The 15,149-nt window shown below is 71.3% G+C and carries 10 protein-coding genes; 4 read left to right on the top strand and 6 right to left on the bottom strand.

Annotation, left to right across the window (positions count from 1 at the left end; all coding sequences use genetic code 11):
* The 3 genes from cphA to iadA are packed head-to-tail and all read right to left on the bottom strand — an operon-like array spanning window position 1 to window position 4,839.
* On the bottom strand, window positions 1–2,784 hold the full coding sequence (gene cphA / locus ACW7GZ_RS03400) for a cyanophycin synthetase (protein ID WP_457007836.1): 2,784 nt from the start codon (window positions 2,782–2,784) through the stop codon (window positions 1–3).
* Window positions 2,785–2,800: 16 nt separating this feature from the next.
* Window positions 2,801–3,640 carry a cyanophycinase gene (locus ACW7GZ_RS03395; RefSeq protein WP_457000926.1) on the bottom strand — a complete coding sequence of 280 codons (840 nt, stop codon included), beginning with the start codon at window positions 3,638–3,640 and terminating at the stop codon, window positions 2,801–2,803.
* Window positions 3,640–4,839 (bottom strand): beta-aspartyl-peptidase, encoded by a 1,200-nt coding sequence (iadA, locus tag ACW7GZ_RS03390; RefSeq protein ID WP_457007834.1) that lies wholly within the window; start codon window positions 4,837–4,839, stop codon window positions 3,640–3,642. The genes ACW7GZ_RS03395 and iadA overlap by 1 nt, the downstream gene beginning before the upstream one ends.
* Window positions 4,840–4,960: 121 nt before the next feature.
* Here iadA and ACW7GZ_RS03385 point away from each other — a divergent pair, with 121 nt between their 5' ends.
* The gene (locus ACW7GZ_RS03385) at window positions 4,961–6,412 is read left to right on the top strand and encodes a bifunctional 2-methylcitrate dehydratase/aconitate hydratase (protein WP_457007832.1); all 1,452 of its coding nucleotides are present in this window, start codon (window positions 4,961–4,963) and stop codon (window positions 6,410–6,412) included.
* 3 nt (window positions 6,413–6,415) lie between these two features.
* On the opposite strand, the gene ACW7GZ_RS03380 is transcribed toward ACW7GZ_RS03385, so the two are convergent.
* Window positions 6,416–7,819 (bottom strand): PQQ-dependent sugar dehydrogenase, encoded by a 1,404-nt coding sequence (locus tag ACW7GZ_RS03380; RefSeq protein WP_457007830.1) that lies wholly within the window; start codon window positions 7,817–7,819, stop codon window positions 6,416–6,418.
* On the bottom strand, window positions 7,816–8,241 hold the full coding sequence (locus ACW7GZ_RS03375) for a DUF2231 domain-containing protein (RefSeq protein ID WP_457000931.1): 426 nt from the start codon (window positions 8,239–8,241) through the stop codon (window positions 7,816–7,818). The genes ACW7GZ_RS03380 and ACW7GZ_RS03375 overlap by 4 nt, the downstream gene beginning before the upstream one ends.
* Before the next feature lie 183 nt (window positions 8,242–8,424).
* Between ACW7GZ_RS03375 and ACW7GZ_RS03370 the strand changes: the two genes are divergently transcribed.
* The 3 genes from ACW7GZ_RS03370 to gph all read left to right on the top strand — a co-directional run bounded on the left by ACW7GZ_RS03370 (window position 8,425) and on the right by gph (window position 13,080).
* Entirely contained in the window at window positions 8,425–11,130 is a 2,706-nt protein-coding gene (locus ACW7GZ_RS03370) for a bifunctional acetate--CoA ligase family protein/GNAT family N-acetyltransferase (RefSeq protein ID WP_457007828.1), read from the top strand.
* Between the two features lie 107 nt (window positions 11,131–11,237).
* On the top strand, window positions 11,238–12,320 hold the full coding sequence (gene dinB / locus ACW7GZ_RS03365; RefSeq protein ID WP_457000935.1) for a DNA polymerase IV: 1,083 nt from the start codon (window positions 11,238–11,240) through the stop codon (window positions 12,318–12,320).
* A 100-nt stretch (window positions 12,321–12,420) separates the two neighbouring features.
* A complete protein-coding gene (gene gph, locus ACW7GZ_RS03360; protein WP_457002792.1) occupies window positions 12,421–13,080 on the top strand; it encodes a phosphoglycolate phosphatase in 660 nt (219 codons plus the stop codon).
* A gap of 109 nt (window positions 13,081–13,189) precedes the next feature.
* Here the strand turns inward: gph and btuB are convergent, their stop codons facing one another.
* The gene (gene btuB, locus ACW7GZ_RS03355; RefSeq protein WP_457007826.1) at window positions 13,190–15,070 is read right to left on the bottom strand and encodes a TonB-dependent vitamin B12 receptor; all 1,881 of its coding nucleotides are present in this window, start codon (window positions 15,068–15,070) and stop codon (window positions 13,190–13,192) included.
* Window positions 15,071–15,149 lie beyond the last annotated feature (79 nt).

The raw sequence follows: 15,149 nt of genomic DNA, 5'->3' as shown, positions 1-15,149 counted from the left end.
TCAGTCGCTGTCTTCGTCGGGTGCGAATACCAGGCCGCGCTCCTCGCGCACCAGGCCTTCCAGGTCGAAGACCGGCTCGTCGCTGGCGGCCGACAGCGGCGGCGGGGTGGCCTTCGCCGGGCCGCTCGCGGCGCCTTCGGGCCTGAACTTGGTGATCTGCTTCCAGGAGCGGGCCAGCGCGTCGGCGAGCACCAGCAGCAGGTCGCCCGGCTGGCCCATGCGCAGCGCGGCGTCGATCGCCTCCTGTTCGTCGGGGATGACCGAGATCGCCGCCGGGTCCACCCCGGCGTCGCGCAGGGCGCTGGCGATGATGTTCGGCACCGCGTCGCCGTCGCGGCCGCGCAGGGCGTCGTCGCGGCGGCAGATGTAGTGGTCGAAGCGCCCGGCCACCGCCTGCGCGATCGCCACCAGGTCCTCGTCGCGACGGTCGCCCGGCCCGGCGACGACCACGATCCGGCGTCCGTCCACGTCCAGGCGCTGCGCCAGGTCGGCCATCACCCCGACCGCGTGCGCGTTGTGGGCGTAGTCGAACAGCACCTTGAACGGATGCTCGTTGAACACGTTCATCCGGCCCGGCGCCTGGAAGAAGGTCGTGTCGAAGGTGCGCAGGCCATGGCGGATGTCGTCGAGCTTGAGCCCCAGCGCGAAGGCCATCGACGCGGCGAACATCGCGTTCTGCACGTTGTGCAGGGCGCGGCCCTCGAGCGTTGCCGGGATCAGGTGGGTCCACAGCAGCGGGATCTGGCTGCCCTTGTCGTAGAGCGTGATCATGTGGCCGTTGACGCCTTCCTCCAGCGCGCAGGCGCGGCCGCCGGCGCGCACGTGCTCGCGGACCAGGCCGTGGCCGGTGTTCATGGTCACGTAGCAGATGGTGCGGGCCTTGGTGTAGCCGGACATGCGCAGCACGTTGGGATCGTCGGCGTTGAGCACCGCGCACTCCTCGGCCACTTCCACCACGATGCGCTTGATCTCGGCGAGCTGCTCGAGCGTGTCGATGCCCTTGAGCCCGAGATGGTCGGACTGGACGTTGATCACCGCGCCCACGTCGACCTTGGTCACGCCCATGCCGGCGCGCAGCAGGCCGCCGCGTGCGGTTTCCAGCACCGCCAGGTCGACCGTCGGGTCGCGCAGCACCATGCGCGCGGACACCGGCCCGGTCATGTCGCCCTCGACCGTGCGCTGGCCGTCGATGTAGACGCCGTCGGTGGTGGTCAGGCCCGGCGTGTGCCCGGACATCTTGGCGATGTGCGCCAGCATGCGCGCGGTGGTGGTCTTGCCGTTGGTGCCGGTGACCGCGGCGATCGGCACGCGCGCCGGCGAGCCGGGCGGGAACAGCATGTCGATCACGGGGCCGGCGGCGTCGCGCGGCGTGCCTTCGCTGGGCGCCACGTGCATGCGGAAGCCGGGCGCGGCGTTGACCTCGCAGATCGCGCCGCCGATGCGCTTGTAGCTTTCGGTGATGTCGGGGCTGATGAAGTCCACGCCGCCCACGTCCAGGCCGATCGCGCGCACGGCGCGGATCGCCATCTCGCGATTGTCGGGGTGGATGACGTCGGTGACGTCGGTGGCGGTGCCGCCGGTGGAAAGGTTGGCGGTGGAGCGCAGCGGCACCACTTCATCGGCGGCCGGCACGGAATCGGCGGCATGGCCGGCGCGCTCGAGCATGAGCTCCGCCTGCGCGTCCAGCTCGAGGCGGGTCAGCACCTTTTCGTGGCCGACGCCGCGGCGCGGATCCTGGTTCACCTGTTCGATCAGTTCAGCGATGGTGCTGCGGCCGTCGCCGACCACGTGGCCGGGCGTGCGCCGGGTGGCGGCGACGAGCTCGCCGTTGACCACCAGCAGGCGGTGGTCGTCGCCCGGCTGGAAGGTCTCCACGATCACCGAGCGCGAGTGCGCCTGCGCGGCCACGAAGGCCTCGCGGATCTCGTCGTCGCCGGTGATGTCGATGGTGATGCCGCGGCCGTGGTTGCCGTTCCAGGGCTTGAGCACCACCGGGCCGCCCAGCCGGCGCGCCGCCTTGAGCGCATCGGTCTGGCTTGCGGCCATCAGCTGGCGTGGCACCGGCAGGCCGAGCGCGGCCAGCATCTTGTTGGTCTCTTCCTTGTCGCTGGCGAGCTCCACCGCGATGTAGGACGTGCGCCCGGTGACCGTGGCCTGGATGCGCTGCTGGTAGCGGCCGTGGCCGAACTGCACCAGCGACTGCGCGTTGAGCCGCAGCCAGGGGATGTTGCGCTCCTCGGCCGCGCGCACCAGCGATGCGGTGGACGGGCCGAGCGCGCGCCGCTGCGCATAGCGGATGAACTCGTCGCGGGCGACATCCCATTCCCAGTCTTCGGGCACGCTGCCGGCGGGGCGGAGGTCGGCGGGCAGCAGCGAGCTGATCAGCTGCAGTGCCAGGTCGCCGGCGGCGATGCCTTCCTCGCGCTGGGCGTACTCGTAGACCACCGTGTAGACGCCCGGGCGGTCGTCGACGCTGCGGGTCTTGCCGAAGGTGACGTCCTCGCCGGCGATGTTCTGCAGCTCGATCGCCACGTGTTCAAGCACGTGCCCGAGCCAGGTGCCCTCGTCCTCGCGCATGCGACGCAGGAAGCCGCCGGGCGTGCGGTAGGAGCAGCCGTGTTCGGCCAGGCCGGGCAGGGCCGCCACCAGGCCATCGATGAAACCCGGCCCCAGGCGGGCGGTCGGCCACTGCTCCAGCGCGCCCAGGTCCAGCAGCAGGCGGATCACCGGGAAGTGCGCGTGGAGCGAGGGGCCCACGTAGACGGAGCGTTCGAGGATGCGCATGGGTGAGTCCCTTCGGTCAGGTCTTGCGGGTGGCCAGGCGTCCGGCCGAGGCCCGCCGCGTGTGCAGGTTGAAGGTGGCGCCGGCGACCAGGATGTGCACTCCCAGGCCCAGCATGCACACCGGGTCGTCCTCGTCGGCATGCGCCATCGAGGAGAACTGCAGGTCGTGGGCATCGACCACGGTGACCGCGCCGCTGCCTTCCACTTCCAGTACGTCTTCGGGGGAGATGAAGGCCGCGGTGTCCTCGTCCAGGCCGATGCCGATCGCGAACGGGTTGTAGGCCAGTGCGGCGGTGAGCCGGCCGAGGCGGTCGCGCTGGCGGAAATGCTGGTCGATCACGAAGCGGTTGGTCAGGCCGAGCCCGGGCGCGAGCCGCACGCTGCTGGCGCGCGGCGAAGAACCCTCGCTGCCGAAGGCGATCATGTGCTCGCTGAGGAAGCCGGCGCCGGCGCTGGTGCCGGCCACGGGAACGCCCTGCGCGTTGCGCAGGCGGATCGTGCGTGCCACGTCGGTGCCGCCGAGGATGGTCGACAGCCGCAGTTGGTTGCCGCCGGTGAAGAAGATGCCGCTGGCCTGCTCCAGCCGCGCCAGCCGGCTGGGCTCCTGGCAGTCGCGGCGGGTGTCGAAGTCGACGACCTCGACGCTGGCCGCGCCCATGCCGTCGAACAGTTCCTCATAGCGCACGCCGGTTTCCCTCAACCGGCTGGCGGTCGGGATCACCGCGATGTCCGCCTCGTTGCCGCCGCTGACTTCGACGAAGCGCTTCAGGATGCGGGGGTTGGTTTCCTTGTCCTCTGCGCCGCCGATCGGGATGATCCAGCCGCGTTGTTCCCCGTTGGCGGGTTTGCTCGGCATCAATTGGCTCCTGGTTTACGGTGATCTGTGGGTCGACCCTCGAACGTACCATGCCGCAGCACCGCGCCGTTCCGCAGGTGTGGGCGGCCGCCGGCGAACACGTCGGTGACCGTGGCGGCCTCGTCGATCACCACGAAGTCCGCGTCGGCACCCACCACGATCCGGCCTTTCCCAGGCAGCCGCAGCAGGTCGGCGACGTTGCTGGTGAAGGCCGGCAGCACGTCGGCCAGCGCGACGCCGCGCGCCAGCAGCTCGCGCAGGGTTTCGACCAGGGCGCCGGAATGGCCGACGTCCATGCTGGCGACCCGCCCCTGGGCATCGAAGCAGGGCAGGCAGCCACCGGCGTCGGAGCTGACGGTGACGCGCTCGCGCGGGGCGCCGCTGTCGAGGTAGCGCACCAGGGCGTCGGCCGCGCTCCACGCGTCCTCGTCCTCATCCACCGGGAATGCGGTGATGTCGATGGTGCAGCCGCGCCGCGCCAGTTCGATGGCCTCGTCGAACAGCGCCCTGCGGCGGTTGACGTGGGTCGGGTTGAACACCCGCGGTGGCAGCTCGCTCTGGTCGAGCGCGCGGCGCACCAGGTCCAGCCCGCGCGCGCCGTCGCCCAGGTGCAGGTGGACGATGCCGGCCTTGCCGGTCATCAGCCCGGCCACGTGCGCTTCCGATGCGATGCGCAGCAGTTCGTCCAGCGTCGGCTGGCTGGAGCGGTGGTCGCTGATCGCCAGTTCGCCCACGCCGACCAGGCAGTCGATGAAAGCGAGGTCGCCGCGCACGCTGCCGGTGATCGTGGCCGGTGGCAGGTGGTAGCCGCCGGCCAGTCCCCAGGCCGAAAGGCCTTCCTCGCGCAGCGCGTTGACGTGGGCCACCAGCTCGCGGGTGCCGCGGGCGACGTCGTCGGTGCCCAACAGGCCGAGCACGCTGGTCACGCCGCCGCGGGTGTAGCGCGACAGCATCGGCGCCGGCACGCGGCTGGCGAAGCCGGCCTCGCCGCCGCCGCCGGTGACGTGCACGTGGCCGTCGATGAAGCCCGGGAGCAGCCGGCGGCCGCCAAGGTCGACGATGGACGCACCGAAGGCTCCGGGCAGGTCGGGGGCATCGGCACCCATCCACAGCAGCTTGCCGCCGCCAAGCAGCAGGTCGCGGCGGCCGAGGGCTTCGGGTGCGTAGACGTCCGCGTTGCGGACCAGTGTCATCTTCATCAGGGCAGGTTGGAATGCGCCGCGCAGGGCGTCAAGCAGGATGCGACGCCGTGGACGGCGTGCCATGGCCCGGGCGCCGGCGGGGGAGTAGCGTCGGGCCATCACCGCAGCGGAGACCGCCATGTCCACGCACGCCAGCAACGTCCGACCCGCCCCCGACCAGGCCATGGTCGACATCGCCGACTACGTCACCGGCTTCGCGATCGAATCCCCGCTGGCCTGGACGACCGCGCGCCACTGCCTGCTCGACACCCTGGGCTGCGGCCTGGAGGCGCTGGAGTATCCGGCCTGCACCCGGCTGCTCGGGCCGATCGTCCCGGGCACGGTGGTGCCCAATGGCGCGCGGGTCCCGGGCACGGGCTTCCAGCTCGATCCGGTGCAGGCAGCCTTCAACATCGGCGCGATGGTGCGCTGGCTGGACTTCAACGACACCTGGCTGGCGGCGGAGTGGGGGCATCCCTCGGACAACCTCGGCGGCATCCTGGCCGTGGCCGATTGGCTGGGCCGCACGGCGGCCGCCGAGGGCAGGCCGCCGCTGCTGATGCGCGACGTGCTGCGCGCCATGGTCAAGGCGCACGAGGTCCAGGGCTGCCTTGCGCTTGAGAACAGCTTCAACGCCGTCGGCCTGGACCACGTGGTGCTGGTGAAGGTGGCCTCGACCGCGGTGGTGGCCGGGCTGCTGGGCCTGTCGCGCGAAGCGATCGTCAACGCCGTGTCCCAGGCCTGGGTGGACGGGCAGAGCCTGCGCACCTACCGCCACGCGCCCAACACCGGCAGCCGCAAGTCATGGGCCGCGGGCGACGCCACCAGCCGCGCCGTGCGCCTGGCGCTGATCGCGGCCACGGGGGAAATGGGCTGCCCCGGTGCGCTGACCGCTCCCGGCTGGGGCTTCTACGACGTGTCGTTCAAGGGCGGGCCCTTCCGCTTCCAGCGTCCCTACGGCAGCTACGTGATGGAGAACGTGCTGTTCAAGATCAGCTTCCCGGCCGAATTCCACGGCCAGACCGCGGTCGAGGCGGCGCTGCTGCTGCACGCGCGCCTCGCGCACGCCGGGCGCAGCGTGGAGGACATCGCCACGATCGGCATCCGCACCCAGGCGGCCTGCATCCGGATCATCGACAAGCAGGGCCCGCTGGACAATCCGGCCGACCGCGACCACTGCATCCAGTACATGGTCGCGGTGGCCCTCGTTTTCGGGCGCCTGACCGCGGCCGACTACGAGGACGAGGTGGCCGCCGATCCGCGTATCGACCGGCTGCGCGCCAGGATCGCCTGCGTGGAGGACCCGCAGTTCACCGCCGACTACCACGACCCCGCGAAGCGCAGCATCGCCAACGCGCTCACGGTGGCCTTCGAAGACGGCACGGTGCTTGACGAAGTCGCGGTGGAATATCCGGTCGGGCACCGGCGCCGTCGCGACGAAGGCATCCCGCTGCTGGAGGCCAAGTTCCGCCGCAACCTGGCGCGGCGGTTCCCGGCCGCTCGACAGGAGGCGATCCTGGCCGCAAGCCTGGACCAGGCAACGCTTGAGGCCATGCCGGTACCCGAGTACGTGGATCTATACGCGGGCTGAGGCCTACAACGTGTCCGCAGGCGCCGCCCCGGCGACTTCGGCGGCCGCCTCCGGGCGGGCAAGATCCGCGGCGTCCAGCGGGTCTGCCGTGGCCGCGGGCGGCGGCGTCGCGGCGCCACCGTTCCGTGCCACGCGCCAGATGGTGTTCGACAGGTCGTCGGCCACGATCAGGGCGCCGCGCGGATCCACGGTCACGCCCACCGGGCGGCCGCGGGTGGTGCCGTCGTCGTCGCGGAAACCGGTGACGAAGTCGATGGGATCGCCCGCCGGGCCGCCGTTGCGGAAGGGCACGAACACGACCTTGTAGCCCACCGGGTCGGCCCGGTTCCAGCTGCCGTGCTCGCCCACGAACGCGCCGTCGGCGAATTCCGCGCCCATGGCCGGCATCGAGAAATCGACGCCAAGCGCGGCGACGTGCGAGCCGAGGGAATAGTCGGGAACGATGGCCGAGGCCACCTTCTCCGGATCCTGCGGCCGCACGCGCTCATCGACGTTGCCGCCCCAGTAGCTGTAGGGCCAGCCGTAGAAGCCGCCGTCGCGCACGGAGGTGAGGTAGTCGGGCACGAGGTCGGGTCCGATCTCGTCGCGCTCGTTGACCACGGCCCAGAGCTGGCCGCTGCCGGGCTGGATCGCCAGCGCGGTGGGGTTGCGCAGGCCGGTGGCATAGGCGCGGTGCATGCCGGTTTCCGTGTCGATCTCCCAGACCCGTGCGCGGTCCTGCTCGGCGAGCATGCCGCGCTCGGTGATGTTGCTGTTGGAGCCGATGCCGACGTACAGGAAGCGGCCGTCGCTGCTGGCCGCCATCGCCTTGGTCCAGTGGTGGTTGATCTCCGAAGGCAACAGCGTCAGCACCTCAGGCCCGGTGGCGCTGGCCTGGGTCATGCCGGACTGGTAGTCGAAGCGCACCACCGCGTCCTGGTTGGCGACGAACAGGTCGTCGCCGACCAGGGCCATGCCGTAGGGCGCGTTGAGGCCGTCGGCAAAGACGGTCTGCAGCTCGTAGTTGCCGTCGCCGTCGGCGTCGCGCAGCAGGGTCAGGCGGTTGCCGCTCTTCACCCCGGTGGTGCCGGCGGCCTTGATCGGGCCGGCGATGATGTCCTTGGGCTTGAGCTTGGGCGCGTTGCCGCCGCGGCCTTCGGCGACCAGGATGTCGCCGTTGGGCAGCACCAGGGTCTGGCGCGGGATGCCCAGGCCGGTGGCGATGGCGCTGACCGTGTAACCCTCGGGCACCACCGGCAGGCGGTCGCCCCAGCCCGCGGGCTCGGCGATGACCATGTCCGGCATCAGTCCGCGATGGGGCTTGGGCAACTCGGGATTGGCGCCGTACTGCAGTGGCGCGGACTCCTTGCCGCAGGCGGCGAGGGCGAGGCTGAGGATGGCGAGTGCGGGCAGGGCGTAGCGTTTCATTTCGCTTCTCCGGTGCGCGGGTTGCTGAAGCCCAGCCAGGTCGCGACCACGGCAAGCACCACGACGATCACCGACAGCACCAGGCCGCCGGGCATGCTGGCCCAGGCGTCGCGTGCGTGCATCAGCGCGTTGAAGAAGCCAACGACCCAGGTCGCGAGCAGCAGCACGAAATGCAGGACGGATGCACGCGTGCGCCTGGACGGTGCAAGACCGAAGAGCGCGCACACCAGGGCGAACGCCAGTACCACCAAGCCGCCGGCGCCAAGCCAGGACGCGAAGTTGTTCCACTGGATCTCGTAGGTGCGGGCGTAGGCGAGGTCGCTCAGCAAGGTGCCAAGGAACAGCGTCAGCGCGCCGCCCAGCAGGGCGGCGTGCGCCGGGTGGTAAGCGGGCGCGAATCTGCGTGGAACGGTGGCGACCATGGGCGTGCCTCCTGCTTGGACGCGGCGGCGTCCGGACGGGTCCGGCACCCTTCGGGGGCCGATCATCGGCGACGCTACTCCAGTGCATTTGAGGAAGGCGTGCAGAGCCGGGGCCGGCACCGGTGCGTCACGGGCTGGTGATATCGTCACGGGCCGTTCCGCGCATGCCGGGTCTGCCATCCGATGGGTACCTACGCACTCGGTTCCGTGTTCGCCCCGGCCTCGGTGGCCCTGGTCGGCGGCAGCCCGCGGGAGCGCTCCCTGGGCCGGCTGGTGCTGGGGCAGATCGTCGAAGGTGGCTTCCCCGGGCGCGTGGGCGTGGTCAATGCGCGCTACCCGGCGATCGCCGGCGTCGACTCCTCGCCGCGGCTGGACGCGCTCGGCTTCGCGCCGGAGCTGGTCATCATCGCCACGCCGCCGTCCAAGGTCGCGAAGGTGGCGGCCGCCGCCGCCGATGCCGGCGCGCGCGCGGTCATCGTGCTGACGCGCGGCATGGGCGAGGGCCCCGGTTCGCACAATGCCGCGCTGGCGGCGGTCGCGCGCGAGCGCCGCCTGCGCGTGGTCGGGCCCAACTGCCTGGGCGTGATCGCGCCGCATTCGAAGCTCTACGCGAGCTTCGCGGCGCACCGGCCGCCGCCGGGCGACATCGCCCTGGTGTCGCAGTCGGGGGCGGTGGGCGCGGCGATGATCGAATGGGCGCATGCGCGCGGGGCCGGCTTTTCCGCGGTGGTGTCGCTGGGCGATGCGGTCGACGTCGACTTCGCCGACCTGCTCGACTGGTTTGCCGTCGACCGCCACACCCGCGCGATCCTGCTCTACCTCGAACACGTGCGCGATGCGCGCAAATTCCTGTCGGCCGCGCGCGCAGCGGCGCGCGGCAAGCCGGTGGTGGTGGTGCGGCCGGGCCGCCACCTGCGCCGGGCGCCGCCGCACGCAAGCCATGCCGCCGCGCTGGCCACGCCGGACGATGTCTATGACGCCGCCTTCCGCCGCGCCGGCCTGCTGCGCGTGCGCGCGCTGGACGAGATGTTCGCCGCGGCGGAGACGCTCTCGCACCTGGGCAGCGTGCCCGGCAGGCGCCTGGCGGTGCTGACCAATGGCGCCGGCACCGGCCTGCTCGCGCTCGACCGGCTGCAGGACCTCGGCGGCGAGCCGGCCACGCTTTCGGCGACGACCGTCCAGCGCCTGGACGCCGCGCTCGAACGCGGCTGGTCGCGCAGCAATCCGGTGGACCTGCTTGGCGATGCCGACGGCGCGCGCTACGCCGCGGGCCTGGAGGCGCTGCTCGACGACCCGGGCAGCGACGCCATTCTCGCGGTCAACGTGCCGACCGTGCTGTCGGCGCCGCGGGAGACCGCGGAAGCCACGGTCGCCGTGCTCAGGGCGCGGCCGCGCGGCGCCGCGCGCAAGCCCGTGCTGGCGCTGTGGCTGGGCGATGACGACGGCGCCGCCGGCCTGCTGGGCGATGCCGGCGTGCCGACCTACGCCAGCGAGGCCGAGGGCGTGCGCGGCTTCATGTACCTGGTCCGCCATCGCGAAGCCCAGGCGGCGCTGATGGAGACGCCGCCGAGCTTGCCCGACGACTTCACCTTCGATCGTGCCACCGCCCAGGCGTTGGTGGACGCGGCGCTTGCCGAGGGCCGCGAATGGCTGGACCCCGCCGACACCGCGCGCCTGCTGGCCGCCTACGGCATCGACCTCGCCACGCCCGTGCAGGCCGCCGATGCAGACGCCGCCGCGGCCCTGGCCGCGCCGATGCTCGCCGATGGCGGCACGGTCGCGGTCAAGGTGCTGTCGCCCGACATCACACACAAGTCGGACGTCGATGGCGTGCGCCTGCACCTGGGCAGCGCCGATGCCGTGCGCGAGGCCACCGCCGACATCATCGAGCGCGCGCGCCGGCTGCGGCCCGACGCCCGCATCGACGGCGTCAGCGTGCACCCGATGGTGCTGCGCGCGAAGGCGCGCGAAGTGATCGCCGGCATCGCCGACGACCCGGTGTTCGGCCCGGTGGTGGTGTTCGGCCGCGGCGGCACCGCGGTCGAGCTGATCGACGACAAGGCGCTGGCGCTGCCACCGCTGGACCTGCGCCTTGCGCATGAGCTGATCGGCCGCACGCGCGTTTCCCGCATCCTGCGCGCCTACCGCGACGTGCCCGCCGCCGACGAGCGCGCGCTCGCGCTGGTGCTGGTGAAGCTCGCGCAGCTGGCCGCCGATATCCCGGAGCTGCGCGACATCGACATCAATCCGCTGCTGGTCGATGCCGGCGGCGCGGTGGCGGTGGATGCGCGGATCGCGGTGGCGCCGTCCACGCGCCTGCACCGCGGCCGCGGCCACCCGCGCTTCGCGGTGTTCCCGTACCCGACCGAGCTCGAGCGCACGCTCACGCTGTCCAACGGCCGCCAGGCCCTGCTGCGTCCGGTGCGGCCGGAAGACGACGCGATGTTCCGCCGTTTTTTCGCGCAGGTCAGCGCCGAGGACCTGCGGCTGCGCTTCTTCCGCGCGGTGCGCGACTTCAGCCATGACTTCATCGCCCGCCTGGTGCAGCTGGACTACGCGCGCTCGATGGCCCTGGTGGCGACCGACGCCGCCAGCGGCGAGATGCTGGGCGCGGTGCGCCTGCTGGCCGACCCGGACTTCAAGCGCGGCGAGTACGGGATCATGGTGCGCTCCGACCTCAAGGGCGCGGGGCTGGGCTGGCGCCTGATGGAGGAAATGATCGGCGTCGCGCGCTGGATGGGCCTGGAGATGATCGAGGGCCAGGTGCTGCGCGAGAACAGCACCATGCTGTCGATGTGCCGGCACCTGGGTTTCCGGGTGGTGCCGGATCCGGACGACGCCACCCTGCTGCTGGTGACCCTGCCGGTAGAGGCCTCCGAACTCAGGTAGGAGGCGCGAGGCAGGAGCGCCCTTGCAGGATCGGCTATAGCCGCTCGCACAGGTCTTTTGGCTGCTCCCACAGGGTCCTTTGGCCGCGGCTGCGGGATAATGAGGGCATGCGCAAGATCCTGCACATCGACATGGACGCCTTCTATGCGTCGGTGGAGCAGCGGGACGATCCCGGCCTCCGCGGCCGCCCGGTGGTGGTGGCCTGGCGCGGGGCGCGCTCGGTGGTCTGCGCGGCGTCCTACGAGGCGCGCGTGTTCGGCGTGCGCTCGGCGATGCCCGCGGTGCGTGCCGAGCGCTTGTGCCCGGATGCGGTGTTCGTGCCGCCGGATTTCGCGCGCTACAAGGAGGCGTCGAAGCAGGTGCGCGCGATCTTCCTGCGCCACACCGACCTGGTGCAGCCGCTGTCGCTGGACGAGGCCTACCTCGACGTCACCGCGCCGAAGGTCGCTTCGCCCAGCGCCACCGAGAGCGCGCGCATGATCCGCGCCGAGATCCGCGAGGCGACCGCGCTCACCGCCTCGGCCGGCATCGCGCCGAACAAGTTCCTGGCCAAGATCGCCTCGGACTGGAACAAGCCCGACGGCCAGTTCGTGGTCAAGCCGTCCCAGGTCGAGGCCTTCCTGACGCCGCTGCCGGTGGCCAAGATTCCCGGCGTGGGCAAGGTGATGGAACGGAAACTCGCCGACATCGGCGTGGCCACGGTCGGCGACCTGCGGGCGTTCGCACTCGATGACCTGCAGCGGCGCTTCGGCAGCTTCGGCGCCAGCCTGTACCGGCGCGCGCGCGGCATCGACGAGCGTCCGGTCGAGCCCAACCAGCCGGTGCAGTCGATTTCCAGCGAAGACACCTTCGCCGCCGACCTGCGCCTGGACGAGCTGGATGATGCGATCCGCGCCATCGCCGCCAAGGCCTGGGCCGCAACGCGCAAGACCGAGCGTGTCGGCCGCACCGTGGTGCTCAAGCTCAAGACCGCGCAGTTCCGCATCATCACGCGCAGCTTCACGCCCGATGCCCCGCCCGCCACGGAGGCCGAATTCATCGCGATCGCGTTCGCCCTGCGCGACCGCGTGCAGCTGCCGCCCTCCACCCTGTATCGGCTGGTCGGCGTAGGCCTTGCGGGTTTCCGTGACCGCGAAGAAGCGCGGCTGCAGGCGACGCTGTTCCCGGAGGACGCGCTCGCCGTCGACTGACGGCATGCAGCGGGTGGATGGCGTCGCAGCGCCGTTGACCGCGGCGCGATGTAGGCTTGGGGACTGGCGCCGGCATCGTGCGCGGCGCGGAGATGACATGGTGTTTCCCTGGAAGCTGGTGCTGTTCGACCTCGACGGCACGCTGGTGGACTCGGCGGCCGATATCGCCGAGGCGGTCAACCGCACCTTGGAAGAACTCGGCCATGCGCGCGAGGACGAAGCCACCGTGCGCGCGTGGATCGGCCTGGGCACGCACGTGCTGCTCGACAGCGCGCTGCGCCACGCTGGCAGCGATGCCGATGTCGACGCGGTGATGCCGCGGCTGATGTTCCATTACGAAGCGTGCCTGCTGCTGCACGCGCGCCTGTATCCGGGCACCACGGAGACGCTGGCTGCGCTGGCGGATGCCGGCGTGGCGATGTCCATGGCCACCAACAAGCCCGAGCGCATGGCGCGCGTGCTGATCGAGGCGATGGGCATCGATCGCTGGTTCACCCACGTCGTCGGCGGCGACACCCTGGCCGAGCGCAAGCCGAGCGCGATGCCCCTGCTGCACCTGGCGGCGCTGCACGGCGCGGCCGCGGCGGACACGCTGATGGTGGGCGATTCCGAAGCCGATGCCGGCGCCGCGAAGGCGGCCGGCATGGACCTGGTACTGCTGCGGCATGGGTATCCGCGCGATTTCGACCTGGAAAGGGCGGGAGCCGTCGCCGTTCTGGACGACCTGGCGGCCCTGGCCGGCCTGCGCACCCGCCGCTGACCCTCCTGTACCGCTGACCCTCCTGCAGGAGAGCTGGAGCTGCGACCGCCAGATCATCGCCACCGGGTCGCGGCTATGGCCGCGACCACGAAAGCAAGGGGCCTGCGGGTCACCGGGCTGGCTGGTACCTCAGCGTCAGCCCGTACTCCCGTCCCGGCTGGTGGTACCACGCGATCGTTTCGTAGTCGCGGTCAAACACGTTGCTGGCGCGCGCCTGCAGCGTCCATTCGTCGTTGATCGCGTACTCCACCCGAAGGTCCATCGTGCCGTAGCCCGGCAGGCGGATGAAGTTGGCGGCGTCGTCGTAGCGCGCGCCGCTGCCGAAGCCGGTCACGCCCACGCGGAAGGCGCCGAACGCGCGGTCCACGTCAACGCGCGCGGTGTTGCGCGAGCGACGCTGCAGCCAGTTGTCGTGGTTGGTGCCGGCGCTGCGGTTGCGCGGGTCGATGTGGCTGATCTCGGCGTTGATGTCCCAGCCGGCCAGCGACACGAAGCCGGTCAGCTCGGCACCGCGGATGCGCGCTTCCTCGACGTTGAGCAGGGCGAAGTCCAGGTCGTAGCCGATCAGTTCGTCGATGTCGGTCCGGAAGGCGTTGAAGGTCCAGTTCCAGCCCTCGCCGAACTGCGCGATGCCGAGGTTCAGCGTTTGCGATTCCTCGGGCTCGAGGTCCGGGTTGCCAAAGGCGCCGGGGTAGTAGAGGTCGTTGAAGGTGGGCACCTTGAAGCCGGTGCCGGCGCTGGCGGTGAAGCGGAAGCCGTTGCCGAACTTCAGGCCGTAGCCGAGGCTGCCGGTGGAATGACCGCCGAACTGCTCGTTGTCGTCATGGCGCGCGCTGGCTTCGAGGCTGTGCGCGCCGAAGCTGCCCTGCCAGGCCAGGAACAGACCCGTGTTGTCCCGGTCCTTGACGGTGAAGTCGGTGCTGCTGGTGACCTTGTCGCGCAGCCAGTCGACGCCGGCGCTGAGCAGGTGGTCTTCGGCGACGGCGAAGTCGCCCTGCACCGAGGCGGTGTCGCGGCGGGTGTCGAAGGTGCTGGCAAACGTCCGCGTGCCGCTGGCGTGGTCGTGGAAATGGTTGTCCGACTTGTCGTCGGCGCGGCCGATCCGGACGTTGACGTCGGTGCGCTGGCCCGGGCGCCAGCCCAGGCGGCCGCCGAAGACCTGCTGCCGGGTGTCGGCCTCGTTGCCGCCAAAGATGCTGCCGTCGTACTCGTTGAAGGCGTCGGCGACCAGCACGTGGCCCTCCAGCTCGACGGTCTCGCCGACCTTGCCGCCGCCGCGCACGCTCGCCGAGGTATTGCGGTAGCCGTCGCGGTCGGGCTCGTCGGCGAAGCAGCCGGCGCCCCAGCCTTCGGCGGTGCCGCGGCAGGAATCGATGCCGTCGGTGCGCTGCCAGGCGCCCTGGGCCTGGAACCAGCCGCGTTCGCCGTTGCTGCCGATGCCGGCGCTGGCCTGGCGCAGGCTGTTGCTGCCCACCCCCAGGCTGAAGTTGGAGCGCAGGCCTTCGCCTTCAGCGGAGCGGCGGGTGAAGATCTGTATCACGCCGCCGATGGCCTCGGAGCCGTAGAGGCTCGAACGCGGGCCGCGCACGATCTCGACGCGCTCGATCTGGTCCAGCGGCAGGTCCTGGAACGCGGCCATGCCGGATGTCGCCGAGCCGATGCGCACGCCGTCGATCATCACCAGCACATGATCGGACTCGGTGCCGCGCAGGAACACCGACGACAGCTTGCCGGGGCCGCCCTGGTTGGCGAGGTTGATGCCGGCGCGTCCGCGCAGCAGGTCGACCAGCGACGTCGCCTGGCTGCGCTCGATCACCGCGCGGTCGATCACCTGCACCGGCACATTGCTGTCCTCGGCGTTGATCGCGGTGCGGGTGGCGGTGACGATGAGGGTGTCGAGGTCGGTGGCCTGTGCCGCGCCGCTGGCTGCGGCGGCCGGGGACAGGGCGAGCGCCACTGCGAGGGAAAGGAGCTGGTATTGCGGCTTCATCGGTATCTCCATGCATCGCGCACGCCCGCGCGACAGGGTCGTTGGGAGTCGCGTCCGGGGAGATGTGACGGTAGGCCGA

The sequence above is a fragment of the Luteimonas sp. A537 genome (genome assembly GCF_054052065.1).
This window is presented reverse-complemented; position numbering and strand designations above follow the sequence as displayed.

Bases quoted from the DNA above. Each gene is read 5' to 3' on its own strand.
- cphA (WP_457007836.1), bottom strand. From the start codon at position 2,784: ATGCGCATCCTCGAACGCTCCGTCTACGTGGGCCCCTCGCTCCACGCG.
- ACW7GZ_RS03395 (WP_457000926.1), bottom strand. From the start codon at position 3,640: ATGCCGAGCAAACCCGCCAACGGGGAACAACGCGGCTGGATCATCCCG.
- iadA (WP_457007834.1), bottom strand. From the start codon at position 4,839: ATGAAGATGACACTGGTCCGCAACGCGGACGTCTACGCACCCGAAGCC.
- ACW7GZ_RS03385 (WP_457007832.1), top strand. From the start codon at position 4,961: ATGTCCACGCACGCCAGCAACGTCCGACCCGCCCCCGACCAGGCCATG.
- ACW7GZ_RS03380 (WP_457007830.1), bottom strand. From the start codon at position 7,819: ATGAAACGCTACGCCCTGCCCGCACTCGCCATCCTCAGCCTCGCCCTC.
- ACW7GZ_RS03375 (WP_457000931.1), bottom strand. From the start codon at position 8,241: ATGGTCGCCACCGTTCCACGCAGATTCGCGCCCGCTTACCACCCGGCG.
- ACW7GZ_RS03370 (WP_457007828.1), top strand. From the start codon at position 8,425: ATGGGTACCTACGCACTCGGTTCCGTGTTCGCCCCGGCCTCGGTGGCC.
- dinB (WP_457000935.1), top strand. From the start codon at position 11,238: ATGCGCAAGATCCTGCACATCGACATGGACGCCTTCTATGCGTCGGTG.
- btuB (WP_457007826.1), bottom strand. From the start codon at position 15,070: ATGAAGCCGCAATACCAGCTCCTTTCCCTCGCAGTGGCGCTCGCCCTG.